The sequence below is a fragment of the Roseococcus pinisoli genome, assembly GCF_018413645.1.
Taxonomy (GTDB): Bacteria; Pseudomonadota; Alphaproteobacteria; order Acetobacterales; family Acetobacteraceae; genus Roseococcus; species Roseococcus pinisoli.
Genome location: NZ_JAHCDA010000001.1, coordinates 672153 through 692244 on the forward strand (window position 1 = coordinate 672153; position 20092 = coordinate 692244).

At 69.6% G+C, this 20092-nt stretch carries 20 protein-coding genes; 6 read left to right on the plus strand and 14 right to left on the minus strand.

Going from position 1 to position 20092, the window contains the following annotated elements; translation table 11 throughout:
* Nucleotides 1–676 precede the first annotated feature (676 nt).
* The gene (locus tag KHU32_RS03215; protein WP_213668583.1) at nt 677–1567 is read left to right on the plus strand and encodes a fumarylacetoacetate hydrolase family protein; all 891 of its coding nucleotides are present in this window, start codon (nt 677–679) and stop codon (nt 1565–1567) included.
* A gap of 54 nt (nt 1568–1621) precedes the next feature.
* Here the strand turns inward: KHU32_RS03215 and KHU32_RS03220 are convergent, their stop codons facing one another.
* On the minus strand, nt 1622–2407 hold the full coding sequence (locus KHU32_RS03220) for an N-acyl homoserine lactonase family protein (RefSeq protein WP_213668584.1): 786 nt from the start codon (nt 2405–2407) through the stop codon (nt 1622–1624).
* An 80-nt stretch (nt 2408–2487) separates the two neighbouring features.
* Here KHU32_RS03220 and KHU32_RS03225 point away from each other — a divergent pair, with 80 nt between their 5' ends.
* The 3 genes from KHU32_RS03225 (at nt 2488) to KHU32_RS03235 (ending at nt 6156) form a co-directional block, all read left to right on the plus strand.
* On the plus strand, nt 2488–3621 hold the full coding sequence (locus KHU32_RS03225) for a zinc-dependent alcohol dehydrogenase family protein (protein WP_213668585.1): 1134 nt from the start codon (nt 2488–2490) through the stop codon (nt 3619–3621).
* 112 nt (nt 3622–3733) lie between these two features.
* A complete protein-coding gene (locus KHU32_RS03230) occupies nt 3734–5017 on the plus strand; it encodes a glycosyl hydrolase family 8 (RefSeq protein ID WP_213668586.1) in 1284 nt (427 codons plus the stop codon).
* On the plus strand, nt 5014–6156 hold the full coding sequence (locus KHU32_RS03235) for an extracellular solute-binding protein (protein WP_213668587.1): 1143 nt from the start codon (nt 5014–5016) through the stop codon (nt 6154–6156). Before KHU32_RS03230 ends, KHU32_RS03235 begins: the two co-directional genes overlap by 4 nt.
* A gap of 59 nt (nt 6157–6215) precedes the next feature.
* Here KHU32_RS03235 and KHU32_RS03240 read toward each other — a convergent pair whose 3' ends face one another.
* Together KHU32_RS03240 and KHU32_RS03245 are read right to left on the minus strand one after the other, a co-directional pair.
* Complete coding sequence (locus KHU32_RS03240) at nt 6216–7403, minus strand: vWA domain-containing protein (protein WP_213668588.1); 1188 nt, start codon at nt 7401–7403, stop codon at nt 6216–6218.
* 4 nt (nt 7404–7407) lie between these two features.
* Complete coding sequence (locus tag KHU32_RS03245; RefSeq protein WP_314075981.1) at nt 7408–8253, minus strand: AAA family ATPase; 846 nt, start codon at nt 8251–8253, stop codon at nt 7408–7410.
* Between the two features lie 85 nt (nt 8254–8338).
* Here KHU32_RS03245 and KHU32_RS03250 point away from each other — a divergent pair, with 85 nt between their 5' ends.
* A complete protein-coding gene (locus tag KHU32_RS03250; protein WP_213668590.1) occupies nt 8339–8671 on the plus strand; it encodes a hypothetical protein in 333 nt (110 codons plus the stop codon).
* Between the two features lie 66 nt (nt 8672–8737).
* On the opposite strand, the gene KHU32_RS03255 is transcribed toward KHU32_RS03250, so the two are convergent.
* The 5 genes from KHU32_RS03255 to KHU32_RS03275 all read right to left on the minus strand — a co-directional run bounded on the left by KHU32_RS03255 (nt 8738) and on the right by KHU32_RS03275 (nt 12831).
* The gene (locus KHU32_RS03255) at nt 8738–9121 is read right to left on the minus strand and encodes a DUF6157 family protein (RefSeq protein ID WP_213668591.1); all 384 of its coding nucleotides are present in this window, start codon (nt 9119–9121) and stop codon (nt 8738–8740) included.
* Nucleotides 9122–9141: 20 nt separating this feature from the next.
* A complete protein-coding gene (locus KHU32_RS03260; protein ID WP_213668592.1) occupies nt 9142–9621 on the minus strand; it encodes an RNA pyrophosphohydrolase in 480 nt (159 codons plus the stop codon).
* Nucleotides 9618–10664, minus strand: a complete 1047-nt coding sequence (locus KHU32_RS03265) for a divergent polysaccharide deacetylase family protein (protein ID WP_213668593.1) — start codon at nt 10662–10664, stop codon at nt 9618–9620. The genes KHU32_RS03260 and KHU32_RS03265 overlap by 4 nt, the downstream gene beginning before the upstream one ends.
* A gap of 12 nt (nt 10665–10676) precedes the next feature.
* The gene (locus tag KHU32_RS03270; RefSeq protein ID WP_213668594.1) at nt 10677–12059 is read right to left on the minus strand and encodes a S41 family peptidase; all 1383 of its coding nucleotides are present in this window, start codon (nt 12057–12059) and stop codon (nt 10677–10679) included.
* A gap of 181 nt (nt 12060–12240) precedes the next feature.
* Nucleotides 12241–12831 (minus strand): NeuD/PglB/VioB family sugar acetyltransferase, encoded by a 591-nt coding sequence (locus KHU32_RS03275; RefSeq protein WP_213668595.1) that lies wholly within the window; start codon nt 12829–12831, stop codon nt 12241–12243.
* A gap of 54 nt (nt 12832–12885) precedes the next feature.
* Between KHU32_RS03275 and KHU32_RS03280 the strand changes: the two genes are divergently transcribed.
* Complete coding sequence (locus KHU32_RS03280; protein WP_249680520.1) at nt 12886–14430, plus strand: serine hydrolase domain-containing protein; 1545 nt, start codon at nt 12886–12888, stop codon at nt 14428–14430.
* 52 nt (nt 14431–14482) lie between these two features.
* Here the strand turns inward: KHU32_RS03280 and KHU32_RS03285 are convergent, their stop codons facing one another.
* The 6 genes from KHU32_RS03285 to KHU32_RS03310 all read right to left on the minus strand — a co-directional run bounded on the left by KHU32_RS03285 (nt 14483) and on the right by KHU32_RS03310 (nt 20061).
* The gene (locus KHU32_RS03285; protein ID WP_213668597.1) at nt 14483–14725 is read right to left on the minus strand and encodes a DUF2171 domain-containing protein; all 243 of its coding nucleotides are present in this window, start codon (nt 14723–14725) and stop codon (nt 14483–14485) included.
* A gap of 131 nt (nt 14726–14856) precedes the next feature.
* Nucleotides 14857–16065: a pyridoxal-phosphate-dependent aminotransferase family protein gene (locus KHU32_RS03290; protein WP_213668598.1), complete on the minus strand. Its 1209-nt coding sequence runs from the start codon at nt 16063–16065 to the stop codon at nt 14857–14859.
* A gap of 80 nt (nt 16066–16145) precedes the next feature.
* Nucleotides 16146–17135 (minus strand): Bug family tripartite tricarboxylate transporter substrate binding protein, encoded by a 990-nt coding sequence (locus KHU32_RS03295; protein ID WP_213668599.1) that lies wholly within the window; start codon nt 17133–17135, stop codon nt 16146–16148.
* Between the two features lie 140 nt (nt 17136–17275).
* Nucleotides 17276–18232, minus strand: a complete 957-nt coding sequence (locus KHU32_RS03300) for a Bug family tripartite tricarboxylate transporter substrate binding protein (RefSeq protein ID WP_213668600.1) — start codon at nt 18230–18232, stop codon at nt 17276–17278.
* Between the two features lie 69 nt (nt 18233–18301).
* The gene (locus KHU32_RS03305) at nt 18302–18979 is read right to left on the minus strand and encodes a hypothetical protein (RefSeq protein ID WP_213668601.1); all 678 of its coding nucleotides are present in this window, start codon (nt 18977–18979) and stop codon (nt 18302–18304) included.
* Nucleotides 18976–20061: a malate/lactate/ureidoglycolate dehydrogenase gene (locus tag KHU32_RS03310; RefSeq protein WP_213668602.1), complete on the minus strand. Its 1086-nt coding sequence runs from the start codon at nt 20059–20061 to the stop codon at nt 18976–18978. The genes KHU32_RS03305 and KHU32_RS03310 overlap by 4 nt, the downstream gene beginning before the upstream one ends.
* Between the last annotated feature and the right edge of the window lie 31 nt (nt 20062–20092).

A 20092-nucleotide genomic window follows, 5' to 3' on the forward strand; every position in this document is an offset into this window, starting at 1 on the left:
GCCGGGGCAACGGGGGCCGGCGTGAATCCCGAAGCCGGGAAGGTTACCGTATCGCCTTCGACGTCCATGGCCGCAGACGCACGCGGCGGAAGGCTGGCTTCACCCTCGGCCAGGCGTACCGCCGCGGAAGTGGAGCGAAGCTCGCGGAGCACGACCTCGGGACTCTGGGACGAGGCCTCACGGCGCGGCGCATCGGTCCGCACCGGCATATTGCCGAAGCTTCGATAACGCAGCCCAGGCGCGTTAAACGCCGCAGCGACTCGCGCCACGTCGGGTTCGTTCGCCATCGCCAGTTACACCTTCAGTTAAAATCCGACCGGAGAATGCCCACAAACCGCGATCCGGCAAACCATTTTTTCGACGTTTTAACCTTTCCTGAAGGACTGCGTCCGTCAAGCCATGCTGTGTCGCGTGCGTCCCGCAGCCGCCGACCCTCCAAATACTGGACCCGGCAAGCTCCTTTCGGATCCCAACCATATCCTTGGTATCCAGAATTCGGGTGTAATGAGGTCGTAGAACACCCGTTCAGGCCTCAGGAGAACAGATCAGCGATTCCGAGATGGAATTCATCATTAATGATGAATTGTCTTATTTTTTAAATGATCGTTCCAGCCGGGGCTTGTCATTTCGCCGATGAGACCTTCCCCTGAGGAAAGTCCTATCCGAGGAACGCCAGATGACGCTCAAGCTCGTAACCTTCTCCAGCGCGGCCGGCCCGCGCCCCGGCGCCATGCTGGGCGACGCCGAGATTCTCGACCTCCAGGCTGCCGGCCTTCCCTATGCCGACCTCGCGGCCGTCATCGCCGAGGGCGCGCCTGCCGTCGCCGCCATCCGCGCGAAGGTCGCCGCGCCGCCGGCCGCCGCCCGCGTGGCCCTGGCCTCGACCAAGCTGCTGGCCCCCCTGCCCCGTCCGGCGCGCAACATCTTCTGCGTGGGCCGCAACTACATGGACCATGTCGCCGAGGGCGACCGCACCCGCGGCATCACCAGCAGCGAGCTGCCGAAGTTTCCCCAGTTCTTCACCAAGGCGCCCGAGAGCGTCATCGCCCCGGGCGACACCATCCCCGACCATGGCGCCACCGGCGTGACCGAATGGCTGGACTACGAGGCCGAGCTGACGCTGATCATCGGCAAGCCCGGTGCCAACATCTCGAAGGAGGACGCGCTCAGCCACGTCTTCGGCTGGACCATCGCCAATGACGTGACCGGCCGCGATCTGCAGCGCCGCTACGGCCAGTGGTTCAAGGGCAAGTCGCTGGACAAGTCCTGCCCCCTCGGCCCCTGGATCATCCCCGCCGAGGACCTCGACGCCTCCGACCTCGCCATCCAGCTCTGGATCAACGGCGAGCAGCGCCAGTCCAGCCGCACCAGCAAGATGATCTTCGACGTGAAGGACATCATCCATCACCTCTCGAAGGGCTTCACCCTGCTGCCCGGCGACGTGATCATGACCGGCACGCCCGAGGGCGTCGGCTATGCCATGGTGCCGCCGCAGGTCCTGAAGACCGGCGACGTGGTGAAGATCGCCGTCGAAGGCATCGGCGAGCTGACCAACCCGGTCGGCTGAACCGGTCCGGATCGCGGCCGCCTTGGCGTCCGCGATCCCCGCACCGGCGGGCCGTCAGCCCGCCGGCATCACGTCGAGGCGGTACACGTCCGGCGCCGCTTCCGGGTACATCGACCGCACCAGCGGATCATGGCCCGCGATCACATGGTCCCTGCCCTCGCCCAGGCTCGGCAGCATGGCGATCCCGTCGAGATATTCCTTCACGTTCACGATCACCGGGAAGGGATTCCCCGTCTCGCCATTGGCGAAGTAGTGCATCGCGTCTGAGGCGAGGACGACCCAGCCGCGCTTCGTGTGCACCCGCACCACCTGCAGCCCCGCCGCATGCCCGCCGACATGGCGGACGGTGATGCCGTCTGCCACCACGCCCTCGCCCTCATGGAACTGCACGCGGTCGCCATGCACCAGGCGCACGAAGTCCACGATCTGCTCCACGTCATAGGCGCGCCGCATGAAGGGCTTGCACATGCAGGGGCCCGTCGCATGCGCGATCTCGCAGGCCTGGGCGTGGAAGCGCGCGCGCGGAAAGCGCGAGAAGTTGCCCGCATGGTCCCAGTGCAGATGCGTGCTGATGACCGTCTCGATCTTCGTCGCGTCGACGCCGATCTCCTTGAGCCCCTCGGTCGGGCAGCGCAGGAAGTCATTGCCGCGCGTCTCGCAGAGGGCCTTGTCGGCGCCGCTGTCGATCAGGATCGCACGGCCGTCCTTCACCGCGGCCCAGACGAAGTAGTCCATGGGCATCAGCGCGTCATGCGGATCGGCCGGGGCGATGACAAAATTGTCGCGCGCCTTCTTCCGCGGATTCGTGGCGTAGCGGATGGCGTAGAGGTCCCAGGTCATTGTGCGTCTCTCCCTGCCCGGATGCTGGACAGACATCGGGTCCGCGTCCAGCCTGCGGAAAATCCGGGAGGAGTTTCCGCATGCGCATGAAGGCCGCCGTTCTGCACGCCCAGGGCCTGCCGCGCCCCTATGCCGAGACGCAGCCCATGCAGATTGAGGAGGTCGAGCTCGATCCGCCCGGCCCCGGCGAGGTGCTGATCGAGATTGCCGCCGCCGGCCTCTGCCATTCCGACCTCTCGACGGTCGAGAACCAGCGGCCGCGCCCGCTGCCCATCATCATCGGCCATGAGGGCGCCGGCATCGTGCGCGCGCTGGGCGAGGGGGTGACGGGGCTCAAGCCGGGCGACCACGTGGTCGCGCTCTTCGTGACCAGTTGCGGCGAGTGCCGCTACTGCGTGCGGGGGCGGCCGAACATCTGCGCTTCCTCCTTCGACGCGCGCGCCAAGGGCACGCTCATGTCGGGCGCGAAGCGCCTGAAGCGGCTGAACGGCGAGCCCATCAACCACAATTCCGGCCTCTCGCTCTTCGCGCAATTCGCCGTGGTGATGCGCGACAGCCTGGTGAAGATCGACCCCGACATTCCGCTCGAGGACGCGGCCATCTTCGGCTGCGCGGTCATGACGGGCGCTGGCGCGGTCCTCAACACCGCGCGGCTGCGGCCGGGCGAGGAGATCGCCATCGTCGGCCTCGGCGGCGTGGGCATGAACGCGCTGATGGCGGCCGTCGCCGCCGGCGCCTCGCGCATCATCGCCGTCGACACCAGCACGCAGAAGCTGGAGCTCGCGAAGGAATGGGGCGCGACCGATACCTTCCTCGCCGGGAATGCCGACTGCGCGGCGGCCGTGCGCGACGCGACGGCGGGCGGCGTGGACACGGTGATCGAAACCGCGGGCAGCATCCCAGCGTTGGAACTGGCCTATGCCATCACCGCGCGCGGCGGCAGCACCATCAGCGCGGGCCTGCCGAACGTCGCCTCGAAATTCTCCTACCTGCACGCGGCGCTGGTGAGCGAGGAGCGCAGCATCCGCGGCAGCTACATGGGCAGCTGCGTCCCGCAGCGGGACCTGCCGATGCTGCTGTCGCTCTACCGGCGCGGCAAGCTGCCCGTGGACCGGCTGAAGAGCGGCTTCGTCTCCCTGGATGAGATCAATCTCGGCTTCGACCGCCTGTCGGACGGCACGGTGCTGCGGCAGATCCTGCGGCCGAACGGCTAGCTCTCAATCCCCTTGCGTTTGTCGGGCGAGGACCGCCACGCTGAGGGATCGCGACGGCTGACCATGCATCGTGCCGGGCCAGGGTGGCAGAGACGGAAGAATAGAGGCGGATATGGCACGCAATCGGCAGGGTCGGGCAGGTGGGCGGTTGGCCCGCGGCTTCTGCTTTCTCCTGCTCGCGCTGTCGCCGCTCCCGGCCGCCGCCCAGGCACCGGCGCAGGCACCGGCCGATGCCGAATGGCGCGCCTTCAGCCGCCGCTATGTCGCGCCGGGCGGCCGGATCATCGACACGGCGAACCAGGGCATCTCGCACAGCGAGGGCCAGGGCTACGGCATGTTCTTCGCCGTCTATTTCAACGACCGTGCCGCCTTCGAGCGCATCTGGGGCTGGACGCAGCGCACCCTTTCGCGCCGGCAGGATGCGCTGTTTTCCTGGCGATACGATCCGCGCAGCAGCTTTCCCGTCTCCGACCCCAACAACGCGACCGACGGGGACATCTTCATCGCCTGGGCCCTGCTCATGGCCAGCGAGCGCTGGGACGTTCCCGACTATCGGGCGGCGGCAGCACGCGTCGCCACCGCGATCCTGAACTGCTGCACCGTCGAGGTCGGCAACCGGCTGGTGCTGCTTCCCGGCATCTCCGGCTTCCAGCGCGCCGAAGGCATCGTGGTGAACCTCTCCTACTACGCCTTTCCCGCCCTGCGCGCCCTCTCGCGCGTCGTGCCGGACCGGCGTTGGGCCCGGCTGGAGCGTGATGGGCTGGAACTGATCCGCGAGGCCGCCTTCGGCCAGCCGCAGTTGCCGCCCGACTGGCTGCTCCTGGGCCGCTCGGACGAGCGGCCGGCCATCGCGCCGGGCTGGCCCCCGCGCTTCTCGTGGGATGCCGTGCGCGTGCCGCTGAACCTCGCCTGGCAGCGGGTCGATGCGCCCACGCTCTCGGCCGCCAACCGTTTCTGGGCCAATCCCGAGAATCCCCATCGCCCTCCCGCCTGGATCGACCTGCGCTCGGGCCAGATGCCGCCCTATGCCGGGCATGCCGGGACCCGGGCGGTTCATGCCCTGACCCGCGCCCGCCTGGGCGAAGCTTCGGGGAGGCCGTTGCGGGTGGCGGATGCGCCGGATTACTTCGGCGCCGCCCTCGTCCTGCAGGCCCGCATTGCCGAGACCATGCCGCCGGAACCGCCCGCCCTGGAGCCGCCGGAAGCAAGTCCCCCGCCGCCGCAAAACAGGTGGTTCACGGAGTTGGGGCGTGCCGTCCTGACGCGGATACGCCGCGAGGACCGGGAGGATCCGAACCCCGTGACCGAGGCACGGTGGTCCCGCCCTGATTTCCTGGAGCCGTCCCAGGTACGGGGCGTGCCGTCCGGCCTGCGCGGCCTGGTGCCGCCCCGGTGAGCGGTCCCGGTCGCCGCGCGCTACTGGGCAGCGCCCTGACGCTTCGTGCCGCCACGGCAGAAGCCCAGCCTTCGGCAGCGTTCCGCCTGTCGTTCCCGAGCCGGTGGGCGCCCAGCCTGATGCCGGCCCTGGCGGAGTTCAGCAAGCAATACCCCCATCTCCGGGTCGATATCGGCACGGAGGCCCAGGACGTCGACTGGGTCAGCACGGCGCTCCAGGACGACCTGCAGACCGAGCGCCCGGACGTGGCCCTTGTCGGCGCGGCCGCGCTCGCGCTCGGGAAGACGCGCGGCCTGTGGCGGGTTCTTCCGGCCGGGCTGCGCGAGGCCAACCATGCCTCCATGGGGGGGCTCGCGGCGCAGATGCGGCCGCTCACGGGTGAGGAGGCGATCGTCGTCAGCGCCGACCCCGGCGGGCCGTTCCTGCTTCATCGACGCTCGGTCCTGTCGGAACCGCCGCGCGGCGCCGCCACCCTGCTGGACTACGCGCGCCAGAATCCCCAGCGCTTCCTCTATCCCCGGCCATCGGCTGCCGCCTTCGGGCAGCAATTCGTCATGGCGCTGCCGTACCTGCTCGGCGACCGCAATCCGTCGGACGCGCAGAGCGGCTGGGAGCAATCCTGGCGCTGGATGCGGGAGATCGATCCCTACGTCGCCTATTATGCGAGCGGAAGCGGGGAGGCGATGCAGGAGTTCAGCGAGGGCGGGATCGACCTGCTGCCGGTCTCGCTGGGCGCCTTCCTGCAGGGACGCATGAGTGGCCGCCTGCCCGAGGATGCGCGCCTTGCCAGCTTCGACATCGCGCCGGCGATCCCGCGCGGCCTGTTTCTCGTCGTCCCGAACCATGTTCCGCCCGAACGGATGGTTCATATCGAGGCCCTGGCGAGCTTCCTCCTGCGGCCGGAGATGCAGACACTCGCCTTCGGCCGGGGCCTGCTGCCCGCGGGGCCGGAATTCGGGATAGACGGGCCGGCGCCAAGGACCGATGCGGAAAAAGCCGCCTGGGACCGCGCGCTGCCCATGGCGACGGCCGTCATGGCCGCGCGGCGTCGGCTATCCCCGCTGCCGGCCGACCAATTGGCCTTTGTGCTGGGTCGCTGGGATGAGGAGATCGGCGCGACGCATAATGACGGCCGCTGAGCCCGAAGGCGGCTGGAGCTTCTTGTCTTCGCGCGCGCCTTTACCCGGCCGGATGATGCTTAGCGCAGCGCCTTCGCGAGCCCGTCGAGCCCTTCCAGCGTCATCGGGAACATGCGTCCCTCGACCGCGTCCTGGAGCATGCCGATCGTCGTCGTATAGCCCCAGTGCTTTTCAGGCGTCGGATTGAGCCAGGCGACGCGGCGGAAGTGGCCGGTGATACGCTTCATCCAGACCTTGCCGGATTCCTCGTTCCAGTGCTCGACGCTGCCGCCCGGCTCCACCACCTCGTAGGGCGACATGGAGGCGTCGCCGACGAAGACCACGCGCCAGTCGGGCCCATAGGTGCGCAGCACGTCCCAGGTCGGGATCTGCTGCTCGTGCCGGCGGCGGTTGGACTTCCAGAACCGCTCATAGGGGCAGTTGTGGAAGTAGAGGTGGACGAGGTGCTTGAACTCCGATTTCGCGGCGGAGAAGAGCTCCTCCGAGGCGCGGATGTGGTCGTCCATGCTGCCGCCGATATCCAGCAGCAACAGCACCTTCACGGCGTTGCGGCGCTCGGCCTGCATCTTGATGTCGAGCGTGCCGGCATTGCGCGCGGTGGCGCCGATGGTGCCGTTGACGTCGAGCTCGTTCGCCTCGCCCTGGCGCGCGAAGCGGCGCAGCCGGCGCAGCGCGAGCTTCATGGCGCGCGAGCTGAGCGCGGCATCATCGTCGAGGTCGCGGAACTCGCGCTTGTCCCAGACCTTCACGGCGCGGCGGTTGCGGCTGCCCTCCTGCCCGATGCGCACGCCCTCGGGATTGTAGCCCTCGGCGCCGAAGGGCGAGGTGCCGTTGGTGCCGATCCAGCGATTGCCGCCCTGGTGGCGCTTCTTCTGCTCGGCCAGGCGCTCCTTCAGCGTCTCCATCAGCTTGTCGAAGCCGCCCAGCGCCTCGATCTTCGCGCTCTCCTCCTCGGAGAAAAGGCGCTCGGCCAGCTTTTTCAGCCATTCGGCCGGCAGCTCGCGCTCGATGATCTCGCCGGTCACCGTCGTCTCGGGCTCGAGACCCTTGAAGAACTGGCTGAAGGCCTTGTCGAAGCGGTCGAGGTGACGCTCGTCCTTCACCAGCGTGGCGCGCGCCAGGTAGTAGAAGTCGTCGAGATCGTAGTCGGCGACGCCCTCCTTCATCGCGCCCATCAGCATGAGCCATTCGGTGATGGAAGCCGGCAGGCCGGCCTTCCGCAGCTCCTGGATGAAGGGCGCGAACATGGGATTACCTGCGGGCGCGGTTCAGGAAGGCCAGCCGCTCGAAGAGATGCACGTCCTGCTCGTTCTTCAGCAGCGCGCCGTAGAGCGGCGGGATCGCCACCTTGGAATCGCTGGAGCGCAGCGCCTCGGCCGGCATGTCCTCGATCATCAGCAGCTTCAGCCAGTCCAGCAGCTCGGAGGTCGCGGGCTTCTTCTTCAGCTCGCCCACTTCGCGGATCTGGAAGAAGACGTTCAGCGCCTCGCGCGCCAGGTCGGCGCGCAGGTCCGGATAGTGGCTGTGCAGGATGCGCTCCATCGTCTCCCGGTCCGGGAAACGGATGAAGTGGAAGAAGCAGCGGCGCAGGAAGGCGTCCGGCAGCTCCTTCTCGTTGTTGGAAGTGATGATGACGATGGGCCGCTGCCGCGCCACGATCGTCTCCCGCGTCTCGTAGACGTGGAACTGCATGCGATCGAGCTCGAGCAGCAGGTCGTTCGGGAACTCGATATCGGCCTTGTCGATCTCGTCGATCAGCAGCACGACCGGCGTCTCGGAGGTGAAGGCCTCCCAGAGCTTCCCCTTGAGGATGTAGTTGGACACGTCCCGCACGCGCTCGTCGCCGAGCTGGCCGTCGCGCAGGCGGCTCACCGCGTCATATTCGTAGAGGCCCTGCTGCGCCTTGGTCGTGGACTTGATGTGCCATTCGATGAGCGGCAGGCCGAGGCTGCGGGCGATCTCCTGCGCCAGCACCGTCTTGCCCGTGCCCGGCTCGCCCTTCACCAGCAGCGGGCGCTGCAGGGCCACCGCGGCGTTGACGGCCACCTCCAGCTCGCGCGGGGCGATATAGCGTTCGGTGCTGGCAAATTTCTTCACGCGGGATCCTTTCGGGCAGTCCGCAGAGTGTTCGCCCGGTCGGGCGGCCTTCGCAAGAGCCGGAGGCTCGGACATAAGGGTTGGGATGAACCTCTATTTTCTCGCGATGCTGTTTCTCGGCGTAGCCGGAATGATCCAGAACCGGTGCAACATCCCCGAGATGCGGCCGGAATACCCGCCGGCGGACCGTGCCTTCAGCCTGCTCGGCCTGTTCTCTTTCGTCATGTGGCTGGCGCTGATCGTCTTCGGCTTCTGGAAGCTGCATTGGTCGGAGCCGGTGGTGGCGATCGTGGGCTCGCTCTGCGCCAATGCGCTGGTGGCGACCCAAGGCGCGCGGACCTGGTGGCCGGCGGCCTCGATGGCGTTGGCGCTGCTGGGCCTGGGCATGGCCAGCAAGCTGTTTTTCGAGGCTTTCTAGAGCGTCGCCCGATCAGATGGCCTCAGCTGGTCGGGTAAAGATGCTCGAAAGACCATGCTCTGCGGCTCAGCCGCGCGCGCTGCGCATCCCCGGACGCTTCACGACCGAGGCATCGGCCAACAACCGCGCGTAATCCGGGCTTTCGACGGCGACGAGCGCGACCCGCCCCTCGGAATCGTGGTGCAGCCCATAGCCATGCTTCTTCACCAGCGGCGAGGCGCGCAGGCAGGCCTGGGGCTTCGCGAAGAAGGCCTCGGCCGTCACCGCGCCCTTGCGGTCATTCTCGACGGCGAGGAGCATCTGGTCCGAGGTCATGGCATAGGGCGCGGCGGAAAGCAGCGCAAACTGCCGCCCTGCCACCGTTTCCTCCTTGGTGGGCGGCGTCGCCACGGTCACCGGGCAATCGCCCGACATGGTGATCAGCGTGTCGCGGTAATTGGTGGTGTGCATCGCCCCGCGCCCTCAACCGGCTATCGTGCGAAAGCCGCGAAATCCGCTGCCAGCCGCACATAGATCTCGCGCTTGAAGGCCACCGCCATCGCCGGCAGCTCCGACAGCCGCGCCCATCGCCAGGCGTCGAATTCCGGATGCGGGTCGAGGTCGAGGCGGATATCCGCATCGGTGCCGGTGAAGCGCAGCGCGAACCATTTCTGGGTCTGGCCGCGATACTTCCCGCCCAGGGCCTTGCCCTGCAATTCGGCCGGCAGGTCGTAATTCAGCCATTCCGGATGCTCGGCGATGATCTCGGCCTTGGCGGTGCCGATCTCCTCCTCGAGCTCGCGCAGGACCGCGGCGCGCAGGTCCTCGCCGGGATCGACGCCGCCCTGCGGCAGCTGCCAGCCGCCCGCGGCCCCTTCCGCATTGGGCATGTCGGCGCGGCGGGCGACCAGGATCAGCCCCTCCGCATTGAACAGGACGGCGCCGACATTCGGCCGATAGGGCAATTTCATCGAGAGGCGGTCTCCGGGCGTCTGGCGCCGCCTGTAGCACCCTCCGCGCGGCGCATCACCGCCGTCACGGGTGCGAGAACCACGCTGCGCGTCTCGATCCCCGCGGCCCAGGCCGAAAGGCGCTCCAGCGCGACGGGGGTGATCTCGCCAAGATAACCCAACGCCGCGCCGCGTGCCCGCGCCACGCGCTCCAGCTCCGCCAGGCGCGCGTCGATCTCGACCCGCTGTGGCGGATCGTCCACGACGACGTCCACCGCCCGCCCCCAGGCGCGCTGCGGGTCCCCCGCCCCGGGGCGGGGGTCGATATACAGCAGCCCACGATCCGCCAGGGCGATCTGCAGGCGCGAGAAGGGGTCGGCCAGGGAGGCGAAGCGCTCGCCCCGCATGGCGCCCAGGGCGCCCACCGCGCCCACATGGCCGGGATAGCGGGCCAGCAGCCAGTCCAGCCGCTCGGCATTCGCGGTCCAGGGCAGCGTGGTCATCAGCGCGCGATTGCCGGGATCGTGCAGCGGGAAACCCGCCGGCTCCATCGGGAGGGCAAGAAGCGTCTCGAAGCCGCGCCCCCGCGCGCGCTCGATCAGGGGCTCGGCGCGGGCGGCATAGGGGCTGAAGGCCAGCGCGACGGTCCGTGGCAGCGTGTCGATGGCCTCTTCCGAAAGCGCGTTGGACAGGCCGATGCCGCCCACGATCAATGCGACGCGCGGCCGCGTCTCGCTGGCCGGGAAGTCCCGCGCATAGGCGCGCAGCGGCATCTGCCCGTCACCGCCGATCTTGGGCAGCAGGCCGACGGGGCTCGCCTCGATGAGGTTGGGGTCGATGTAGCGCTGCAGCACGGGCGGCAGGCGGGCCTGCAGCGGACCGAGGGTGAGGGGCGGCGCCGGATCGAGCGGCGCGGGAGGCTCGGCGGCCGCGACAGGAGGGCCATCGGGCGGCCCCAGCACGGCGAGGCGCCAGGCGCCCCCGCCGAAAACCAGCAGGACAAGGACCCAGAACAGCCCCAGCCAGCGCCAACCGCGGCTGCCGCGCGCAGAAGCCTCGCTCACGCCATCACGTGCTCAGCGCTGGGCGCGGCGCTGCGGCTGGGCCGCCATGGCGCGGACCAGCGAGGTCGCCTGCTGGAGCTGGAAATCCGTCTCCGGCTTCGTGGGGTCGAGCGCGGGGAAGCCTTCCGGCGGCTGGCGCTGCACGCGCTCGGTGATGGCGGCGGGCAGGTTCAGCGGCGGCAGCGGCGTCGCGCCGTTCTGCGTCTCCGAGCCTTCGGCGCGGAGCGCGCGGCGCAGATCGGCCTCGCGGTCCCGCGGATTGGCCGAGGCGGTCTGCGGATCCTGCCGCGCGGCGCGCACCTCGATGTCCGGCTCGATGCCGGTCGACTGGATGGAGCGGCCGGAGGGCGTGTAGTAGCGCGCCGTGGTCAGCCGGATGGCGCCGTTATTGCCGCCCAGCGGCATCACGGTCTGCACCGAGCCCTTGCCGAAGCTGCGCGTGCCGAGGACGACCGCGCGGCGATGGTCCTGCAGGGCGCCGGCCACGATCTCGCTGGCCGAGGCGCTGCCGCCATTCACCAGCACCACGATCGGCAGGCCGTTGGCGATGTCGCCCGAGCGCGCGTTCCAGCGCTGCGCATCCTCCGGACGGCGGGCGCGGGTGGAGACGATCTCGCCCTGGTCGAGGAAGTCGTCGGCGACCTGGACCGCCTGGTCGAGCAGGCCGCCCGGGTTGTTGCGGAGGTCGAGCACCACGCCCTTGAGGTTGCCGCCCGCCTGCTGGCGAAGCGCCGTCATGGCGCGGCGGAGGTTGGTGTCGGTCTGCTCGTTGAAGGAGGTGACGCGGATATAGGCGACGTCGTTGCCCTCGAGCCGGTAGCGGACCACCTGCGGGCGGATCACATCGCGCGTGATGGAGACCTCGACGGGGCGGGCCTCGCCCTCGCGGCGGATGGTGAGGCGGATCGCGGTGCCGCGCTCGCCGCGCATCTGCTCCACGGCCTCCTGCAGGGTCAGGCCCTGGGTGCTGGTGCCGTTGAGGTGGGTGATGAAGTCGCCGGGCTTCACGCCCGCACGGGCGGCCGGCGTCTCGTCGATCGGGGAAATGACGCGGATATAGCCGTTCTCCTGCGTCACCTCGATGCCGAGGCCGCCGAACTCGCCCCGCGTCTGCACCTGCATGTCGCGGAAATTACGCGGGTTCAGGTAGGCGCTGTGGGGATCGAGGCCGGTGAGCATGCCGTTCACGGCATTCTCGACCAGGTCGCGGTCCTGCACCGGCTCGACATATTCGGCCCGCACGCGGGCAAAGACGTCCCCGAACAGCTGCAGCAGCCGGTAGGTCTCGGCTCGGCCGCCATCCGCTTGCGCCCAGGCGGCAACCTGCGGACCGATGATGATCCCGGCCGCAAAGGCGGCCGCGACGGCGGCGGTGGTCCCGACCCTGAGCTTCATACAGGTAGCCTCTTCCTACGATCCCATACGCCTTGCCCCGCCGGCCAAGCCAAGCAGGACGCCGATCGGCCACCGGCGTATCCCGCTTTTCTACACCATTGGCGAAGGAAAAGCTTAATCCTTCATCTACCAGCGCGAAGCCGGGCGGGGCAAAAATCGCGAAACGGCCGGTAAGTCTTTGTCACGAAATAATTCGTGCCGGCACGCCGGCCACGCGTGAAAAGGCGTCCACCTCGGTGGTCACGGCCGCGCCGGCGCCGATCACGGCGCCCTCGCCGACCCTGACATTGGGCGCGACGACCGCCCCGGCACCGACCATGGCACGCGGCCCGATCCGCACGCCGCCGCAGAGGATCGCGCCGGGCCCGATATGCGCCCCCTCCCCCAGCTCGACATCATGCTCGACGATGGCGCCCGTGTTCACCAGCGCCAGGCGGCCGATCCGCGCCTGGGCGCCCAGCACGGCCCGCGGCATGACCACCGCCCCCTCGGCGATCTCGGCGCTCCGTGCCTTGATCGCACTGGGATGCAGCAGGACGGGCAGCGGGGCGCGCAGCCGGGCGGCCGCCGCCAGCCTCGCGGCATTGTCGCCGAAAGCGATCAGCAGCGGCCCGCCCTCATGCGCCGCCTCGGTGCCGAGCACCGGCAGGCCCAACACTGCCGGCAGCGGCGCCCTTCCGTCGAGAAAGCCCGCCACCTCGAAGCCCGCATCCAGCGCCGCCTCGCAAACGGCGCGGCCATGCCCGCCCGCGCCCAGGATCAGGACCCGCATTCCGCCCCCAATGCGACTGTGCCTAAGATCGACGAACCGGAGGAACCCCTAAGCATGACCGATCTCGACCTGCTTCGACTCGAACGTTGCCTGGACCGCCTGCTCGACCTGCCGGCCGGCGCGCCCGGCGCCACCATCGGCGTGGCGCGCGATGGCCGGATCCTGGCGCATCGCTCGGCCGGCCTCGCCTCGGTCGAGCTGGGCGTGCCGATCGGGCCCGGCACCAACTTCCGCATCGCCTCCGTCTCCAAGCAGTTCACCTGCGCCGCCATCCTGCTGCTCGCCCGGGAAGGGCGCCTCGCCCCCAGCGATCCCATCAGGCGGCACCTGCCGCAACTGCCAGCCATCCTGGACAGCATCACGCTCGACCATCTGATGCGCAACACCTCGGGCCTGCGGGACATGCTGGAGCTCAACCGCCTCGGCGGCGTGGATCTGGGAACGCCCCTCGCCGAGGAGGAGCTGGATGCCTCCATCGCCCGCCAGTCGACGCTGAACTTCCCCCCCGGCACGCGCTACCTCTACTGCAACAGCGGCTTCCGGCTGCTCGGGCAGGTGGTGGAGCGCCTCTCCGGCCAGAGCCTCGCGGCCTTCCTGGAGACGCGCTTCTTCACCCCGCTCGGCATGACGCGGACGCGGCACACGCCCAGCGTCGCGACCCCGATCCCGAACCTCGCGACCGGCTACCTACCGGAGGGCGGCGGCTTCGTCCGGGCCACGCAGGGCTTCCCGCTGGGCGGCGAGGGCGGGCTGGTCTCCTGCGTCGAGGATCTGATGCTCTGGGCGGACGCCATGGCGAAGGGCGCGCTGGGCCACCTCGCGGCCGAGCTTGAGGCACTGGTCCCTTTCCCCAACGGCGAGCCGGGGCGCTATGCGCGCGGCCTCCAGGCGGATGCCTGGCGCGGGCTGGACACCGTCAGCCACGGCGGGCTCTGGCCCGGCTACAAGACCGCCTATCTGCGGATCCCGGCCAAGGGGCTGACGGTGGTAGCCATCGCCAACAACGCCGCACTCGATCCTGCCGCCTTCGCCAATGCCGCCGCCGCTGCCGCGCTCGCCGGCGATGCGGACCTGCTGGCCGAGCCGCCGGCGATCGACCGCGCCTCCATGGTGGGCACCTGGCTTTGCGAGGAGGACGGGCTTTCACTGGATTTCGGCGAGGACGGCGTGGCCCGCATGCACGGCGTGCCCTATGCGCTGGCGCCCACGGCGGATGGGCGGCTCGCCGCCCTGCGCGGCAGCTTTCCCTTCATCGCGGCACCGCCGCGCGACGGGGTACTGGAAGTCGAATTCGATGCCGGGCGGCGGCGCAACTTCCGCCGCGCCTCCACCGTGCCCGCGCCGATGCTGGATGGAAACTGGAGCTGCCCGGAGCTGGCCACGCGCTGGCACATCGAGGGCGGGAGCGTCCAAGCCGCCGGCCCCGTGCGGACGGCCGTGGCGCCCTGGCGCGTGGAGGCGCTGACGCCGCGGAACCTGCGCGTGCACATCCCGTCGTCGCTGTTTCCGGCCTGGGCCGATGTCGTGGTATCGGAGGATGGCAGGGCGCTGACCGTCAATGCGGGCCGTGCCCGCGGCCTGGTCTTCGAGCGCGCCTGAACGCAATGCGGCCCGCCAAGGAATAGCGGGCCGCACTTGGGAGGCTTCGGGGTTAACCGGGAGCCTGGGTCTGCAGCGATTTCTTGGCCTCACCCGAATTGACCGTCAGGACGACCTTATCGCCCTCGACGCCCTTCACCTGGCTCAGCGGCAAGTAATGGTGATGGCCCTGCCCATGGGGATCGCTGTCCCGCGTGAGCTTGATGCGGTCGCCGTCGAGATGATCCACCTTGCCGACCGGGTTCCCGCAAGAACCGACGACCTGCATGTGCTCCTTGATGTCCGCCTTGTTCATCTGGGTTTCCTTTCTGCTTCGGCGCCGAGACAGCACCGTTACTGAGAGGAACGCCCCGTCGGCAGCCAGGTTGCCCCACGGCGCCTTACGTCAGCGCCATGGGGTGGTCACTCCCGGCCCAAGAGAGGGAGTTACGGCTGGGTGAGGCTGTCCATCGCCGCCTGGACACCGCCCTTGGCATGGGGAATGCCCGCCAGGCCCAGCGCCATCTCGACCGAGGCCAGCGTGCCCAGGATCATCGGCTCGTTGAGGTCGCCGAGATGCCCGATGCGGAAGACCTTGCCCGACAGGTTGGAAAGGCCCGCGCCGGTGGAGACGTTGAACCGCTCCAGCGCGATCTTGCGCACGGCCTCGGCATCGGTGCCCTCGGGCATCAGGATCGCGGTCACGCTGTCGGAATAGCGCTCGGGATTCTGGCAGAAGAGCTGCGGGCCGTTATTGCCGGACCAATGCTGCACGCAGGCGCGCACGGCCTTCGCCAGTCGCGCATGGCGCTTGAAGACGTTCTCCAGCCCTTCCTCCTCGAGGATGAGCCGCAGGGCCTCCTGCAGGCCGTAGAAGAGCGTGACCGGCACGGTGCCGACGAAGCTCTTCTGCTTGCGCGCCAGCATCTCCGTCCAGTCGAAGTAGTGGCGCGGATGGGTGCTGGCCCGGTGCGCCGCCATCGCCTTCTCGGAGGCGCCGGTGAAGCTGAAGCCCGTGGGCAGCATGAGGCCCTTCTGGCTGCCGCCCACGCAGACATCGACGCCCCACTCGTCCATGCGGAAATCGAAGCAGCCGAGCGAGCTGATCGTGTCCGTCATCAGCAGCGCCGGGTGCTTCAGCTCATCGAGGATGGCGCGGACCTGGTCGATCGGCAGGCGAGTGCCGGCGGCCGTCTCGTTGTGCACGCAGCAGACGGCCTTGATCTCATGCGCCGTGTCGGCGGCCAGCGCCTCGCGGATCGCCGACATCTCGACGCCGCGGCGCCAATCGGCGGCGACCGGCTGCGTGCGGAAGCCGAGGGTGCTGCACATCTTGGTCCAGGAGGCGGAGAAATGGCCCGTCTCGGGGATCAGCACGAGGTCGCCCGGCGAGAGCGTGTTGACCAGCGACGCCTCCCAGGCGCCATGGCCGGAGGCGGTGTACATGAACAGGTGCTGCTCGGTCTTGATGACCTTCTTCAGCCCCGCGAAGCAGGCATCGTAGACGGCCATGAAGGCAGGATCGTTGAAGTCCATGCTGGCGCGCGCGGTCGCGAGCAGCACGGAATCGGGGATGTTCGTCGGGCCCGGATTGGCGAAGAAAAGCCGGCCGCGCGCCATGGGACGCGCGGTGATCGGGGCAGTGTGACCGTCCATTTTCTCGTGACTTTCCTGCGAATTCGTTCCGGCCAGTATTGGCCGGAACCACGCGCTGATCAACGCCGCCCCGGCGTTGATCAGCGCTGCAGGCGGATGCCCGTGCGCGCCACCACGTCGCGGTACTTGGCCACCTCGGCCGCCATGAAGGCGCGCGTCGTCTCCGGCGTGTTCGGCTCGGTCCAGGCCGAGACGCCGGCGCCCAGCAGCCGGTCGCGCAGCGACGCGTCCGAGACCGCGGCCACCAGCGCGCGGTTGATCTGCGCGACCAGGGCGGGCGGCATGTTCGGCGGGCCCACGATCATGTTCCAGGTCGTCATCTCGAAGCCGGGCATCGCGGCCTCGTTCAGCGTCGGCACATCGGGGAAGGAGGGGAAGCGCTCGCGGCTCGTCACCGCGAGGCCGCGCACCATCCCGTCCCGCACCTGGCCCGCCGCGCTCGCCAGCACGGCGATGCCGAACTGGCCCTCGCCCTGGTGGATCGCGGTCAGCATCAGACCGCCGCTGCGATAGGGGACGTGGGTGAAGCGCGCGCCACCCAGCGCCAGCGCCATCACCTCGACCGCGAGATGCGGGATGGAGCCGACGCCCGAGGTCGCATAGGCGAATTCCTCGGGACGCGAGGCGCGCAGCCGCGCGACCGCTTCGGAGGCAGTGCGGGCGGGGAAGTTCGGGTTGGAGACGAGGATGAGCGGCGCGGTGCCGACCATGCCGATATGCGTGAAATCCGCCATCGGGTCATAGGGCGTGCCGCCCTCCAGCGCGGCCGGCGCGATGGCATGGGAAGAGACTTCGACCAACATGATCGTGTGCCCGTCCGGTGCCTGGCGGCGCAGCCAGTCCGAGGCCACGACGCCGGAGGCGCCGGCCCGGTTCTCCACCACCATGCGTGCGCCGGGCGAGATCTGGGCCGCGAAGCGCTCCGAGATCAGGCGCGAGGCGATATCCGTGCTGCCACCCGGGGCAAAGCCGGTCGCGAGCGTGATGGCACGCTCCGGATAGGTCTGCGCGCCGAGCGGCGAGGCGAGCACGGCAAGACAGGACGCGGCGAGCGCGAATCTTCGGAACAACGGATGATCCCCCTGGTTTTTGTTGGGTCGATCAAGCCCGAGGCCTCGCGCGGACGCAAGCCGTCACGATGCGCAGGGCAAGGCAAGGCGAATGGTGTCCGCCCTGCCCGTTCCCGCCGCCGCCCGACGCGGGAGGCGCGTCAGGGACGCTCGAGCCGGAGCCCCGCGCCTTCGGCAATGCCGCGAAACTTCGCGACCTCGGCCGCGATGAAGCGCGACGTCGCTTCCGGCCCCGTCGGCGGGGGCACGGCGACGCCGAGGCCGGCCAGCCGCTCGGCCAACGCGGGTTCGGCCAGGCAGTCCTGCACGGCGGCGGCCAGCGTCGCGATCCGCGCGGGCGGCGTGCCGCGCGGCGCCAGCAGCGCGTTCCAGGTCGAGACGTCGAAGGGCGCGAGACCGCCTTCCTCCAGCGTCGGCAGCTCGGGCCAGGTCGGGGTGCGGGCGGGCGTCGCCACGGCCAGCAGCCGCACGCGGCCGTCGCGCGCGATGCCGGACAGGCTCGCCAGCGTCTCGAACACGAAGGAAACCTCGCCGCGCGCCAGCGCCTCCAGGGCGGGGCCGCCGCCGCGATAGGGGATGTGCTCGGCACGCAGCTGCGTGCGCGCCAGGAAGAGCTCGGCGGCCAGATGCGTGATGCTGCCCGCCCCGGCGGAGCCATAGGTGCCCGGCGCTTCCGCCAGGGCACCGCGCAGCGCGGCGAGGTCGCGAGGGCCGTTCGGTGCCACCGCGAGGGCCAGCGGCGTCACACCCGTCAGCGCCACCGCGTCGAAGTCCCGGACCGCGTCATAGGGGAGATCCTGGAAGACGGCGGGATTGGCGCCATGCGAGCTGGCCGAGGCGAAGAGCAGGGTATGGCCGTCCGGCATGGCGCGCTTGGCGGCCTCGCTGCCGACGGCGCCGCCGGCGCCCGCCCGGTTCTCGACCACCACGCGGGCCGAGAGCCGGGCCGAGAGACGATCAGCCAGGAGGCGCGCGGCGATATCCGTGCTGCCCGCCGGCCCGAAAGGCACGATGAGGGTGATGCCGCGCTCGGGAAAGGCCAGCGCGGCGGTGGGGAGGAAAAGGCCCGCAAGGACGAGGAGGGAGCGTCGCTTCATGCCGCGCGACATGCCGAAAGCATGTTGCCACGGCATGTCGGTCTTGCGGCGTTACGAAGAAGTCGGTGCCTACTCCGGCACCGCTCCAAACAACCCGTGATCCAGCGAGGCGCGATAGACCCGCACCGGGAACTCCGAGGCGCCGGCCGCGCCGCGCAGCGCCGCCACATCCTCGTCCATCAGGGGCGTGATGACCGGCAGGAAGCGCGGCGTGGGCAGCGGCGTCACCGGCCGGCCCAGCAGCGTCTCGATCACCTCGTCCGTGAGCGGTGAGATCGCGCCGCAGGTCATCTCGAAGCCGCCCAGGCGCATGAGGCGCCCGGCGAAGGCCGTGCCCTCCATGCCGTCCTGCGCCAGCATCCGGTCCTCGATGCGCAGCTTGGTGCCGCGCAGCAGGTCGTCCGCCTCGACGCCCCCTTCGGGATGCGGCCGGACGACGCGGAACAGCGTGAAATGGGCCCGCGAGAGCGCGGCCAGCACGGCCGCCTCCTCGCTGCCCTCGGGGTACTCACCGGCCTTGGCCTCGCGGTCGAGCGCCCGCGAATGCCCGCCCATCGGCCCGAAGACGCCGAGGTCGAGCACCAGCTGGAACTGCGCCTCGTTGGCGACCTGGACCTCGTCATCCTTCCAGCCGAAGCCCAGCGCCCGCGCCTGGGACGCCGCCGACGCGCGCGGGATGCGGCGCGCGGCGGCGGTCAGGATGCGCTCGCGGATGGCCCGGTAGGTCTCGTAGAGCGAGGTGCTCACGGGCCGTTGATGCCGAGCGACGCCGCCGTGTCGAGGATGCTCTGCCAGGCGTCACGCGCCAGCGGCACGCCCGAGACGGTGCGCGCGGCGCGGCGGTGGTTCTCCGGCTCACCGGGGACGAGGACCGGCGAATCCGCCACGGCCGGGGCGCAGGACTTAATCCAGGCCAGGTAGTCGGCGGCCGCCTGGTGGAAGGCGTCCTCGTCGCCGAAATGCTGCGGCGAGAGGTAGATGGACAGCATGCCGTTGGCGATGCGGCCGCGCTCGGTGATCGGGCCGGAGGTGCCGCCGCCCGTCAGGGCGCCCGCCAGCAGCTCGCACATCAGCGCGAGGCCGGAGCCCTTGTGATCGCCGAAGGCGCGGATCGCGCCCGTGCCGTTGCTCGGTGAACGGGGGCCGACCTGCGCATAGGGTCCGTAGAGGGTGTGCGGATCGCCGGACATCTCGCCATCGGCGGTGATCAGCGCGGTGTCGGGCAGCGCCTTGCCTCCGTTGGAGGCGACCAGCACCTTGCCCTCGGCCACGAAGGAGGTCGCGAAGTCGAGGATGACCGGGCCGCCGGGCAGCGGAACGCCGATGCTCATCGGCGCGGTGGAGAAGCGGCGCTCCTTCCCGCCGAAGGGCGCGACCAGCACGGAGCCGGCGACGTTCACGAAGTGGATCGAGATCAGGCCCTGGGCCGTCGCCATCTCGGCATAGTCGCCGGTCCGGCCGATATGGCCGGCATTGCGCATGCCGACGATGCAGGAGCCCTTCTCCAGGGCGCGGGCGATGCCGAATTCGGTGGCCTGCTTCGCGACCGTCTGGCCGAAGCCGAAATTGCCGTCGAGCAGGGCGAAGGCACCGCCGTCGCTGATCACGCTGATCTTCTGGTCGGGGAGGACATAGCCCGCCCGCTTCCACTCGACGTAGCGCGGCACGCGGTCCACGCCATGGCTGTCATGCCCCGACAGGTTGGCGCCGACCAGATGGTTAGAGATCCGCGCGGATTCCTCCGCGCTGCAGCCGGAGGCCGAGAAGATCCTGGTGACGAAGTTCTCCAGCTCGGTCACGGGGATAAAGACGTAGTCGGGCTCGGCCATGTGCGTGTTCCTCTTCTGGCCAGGAAATTGC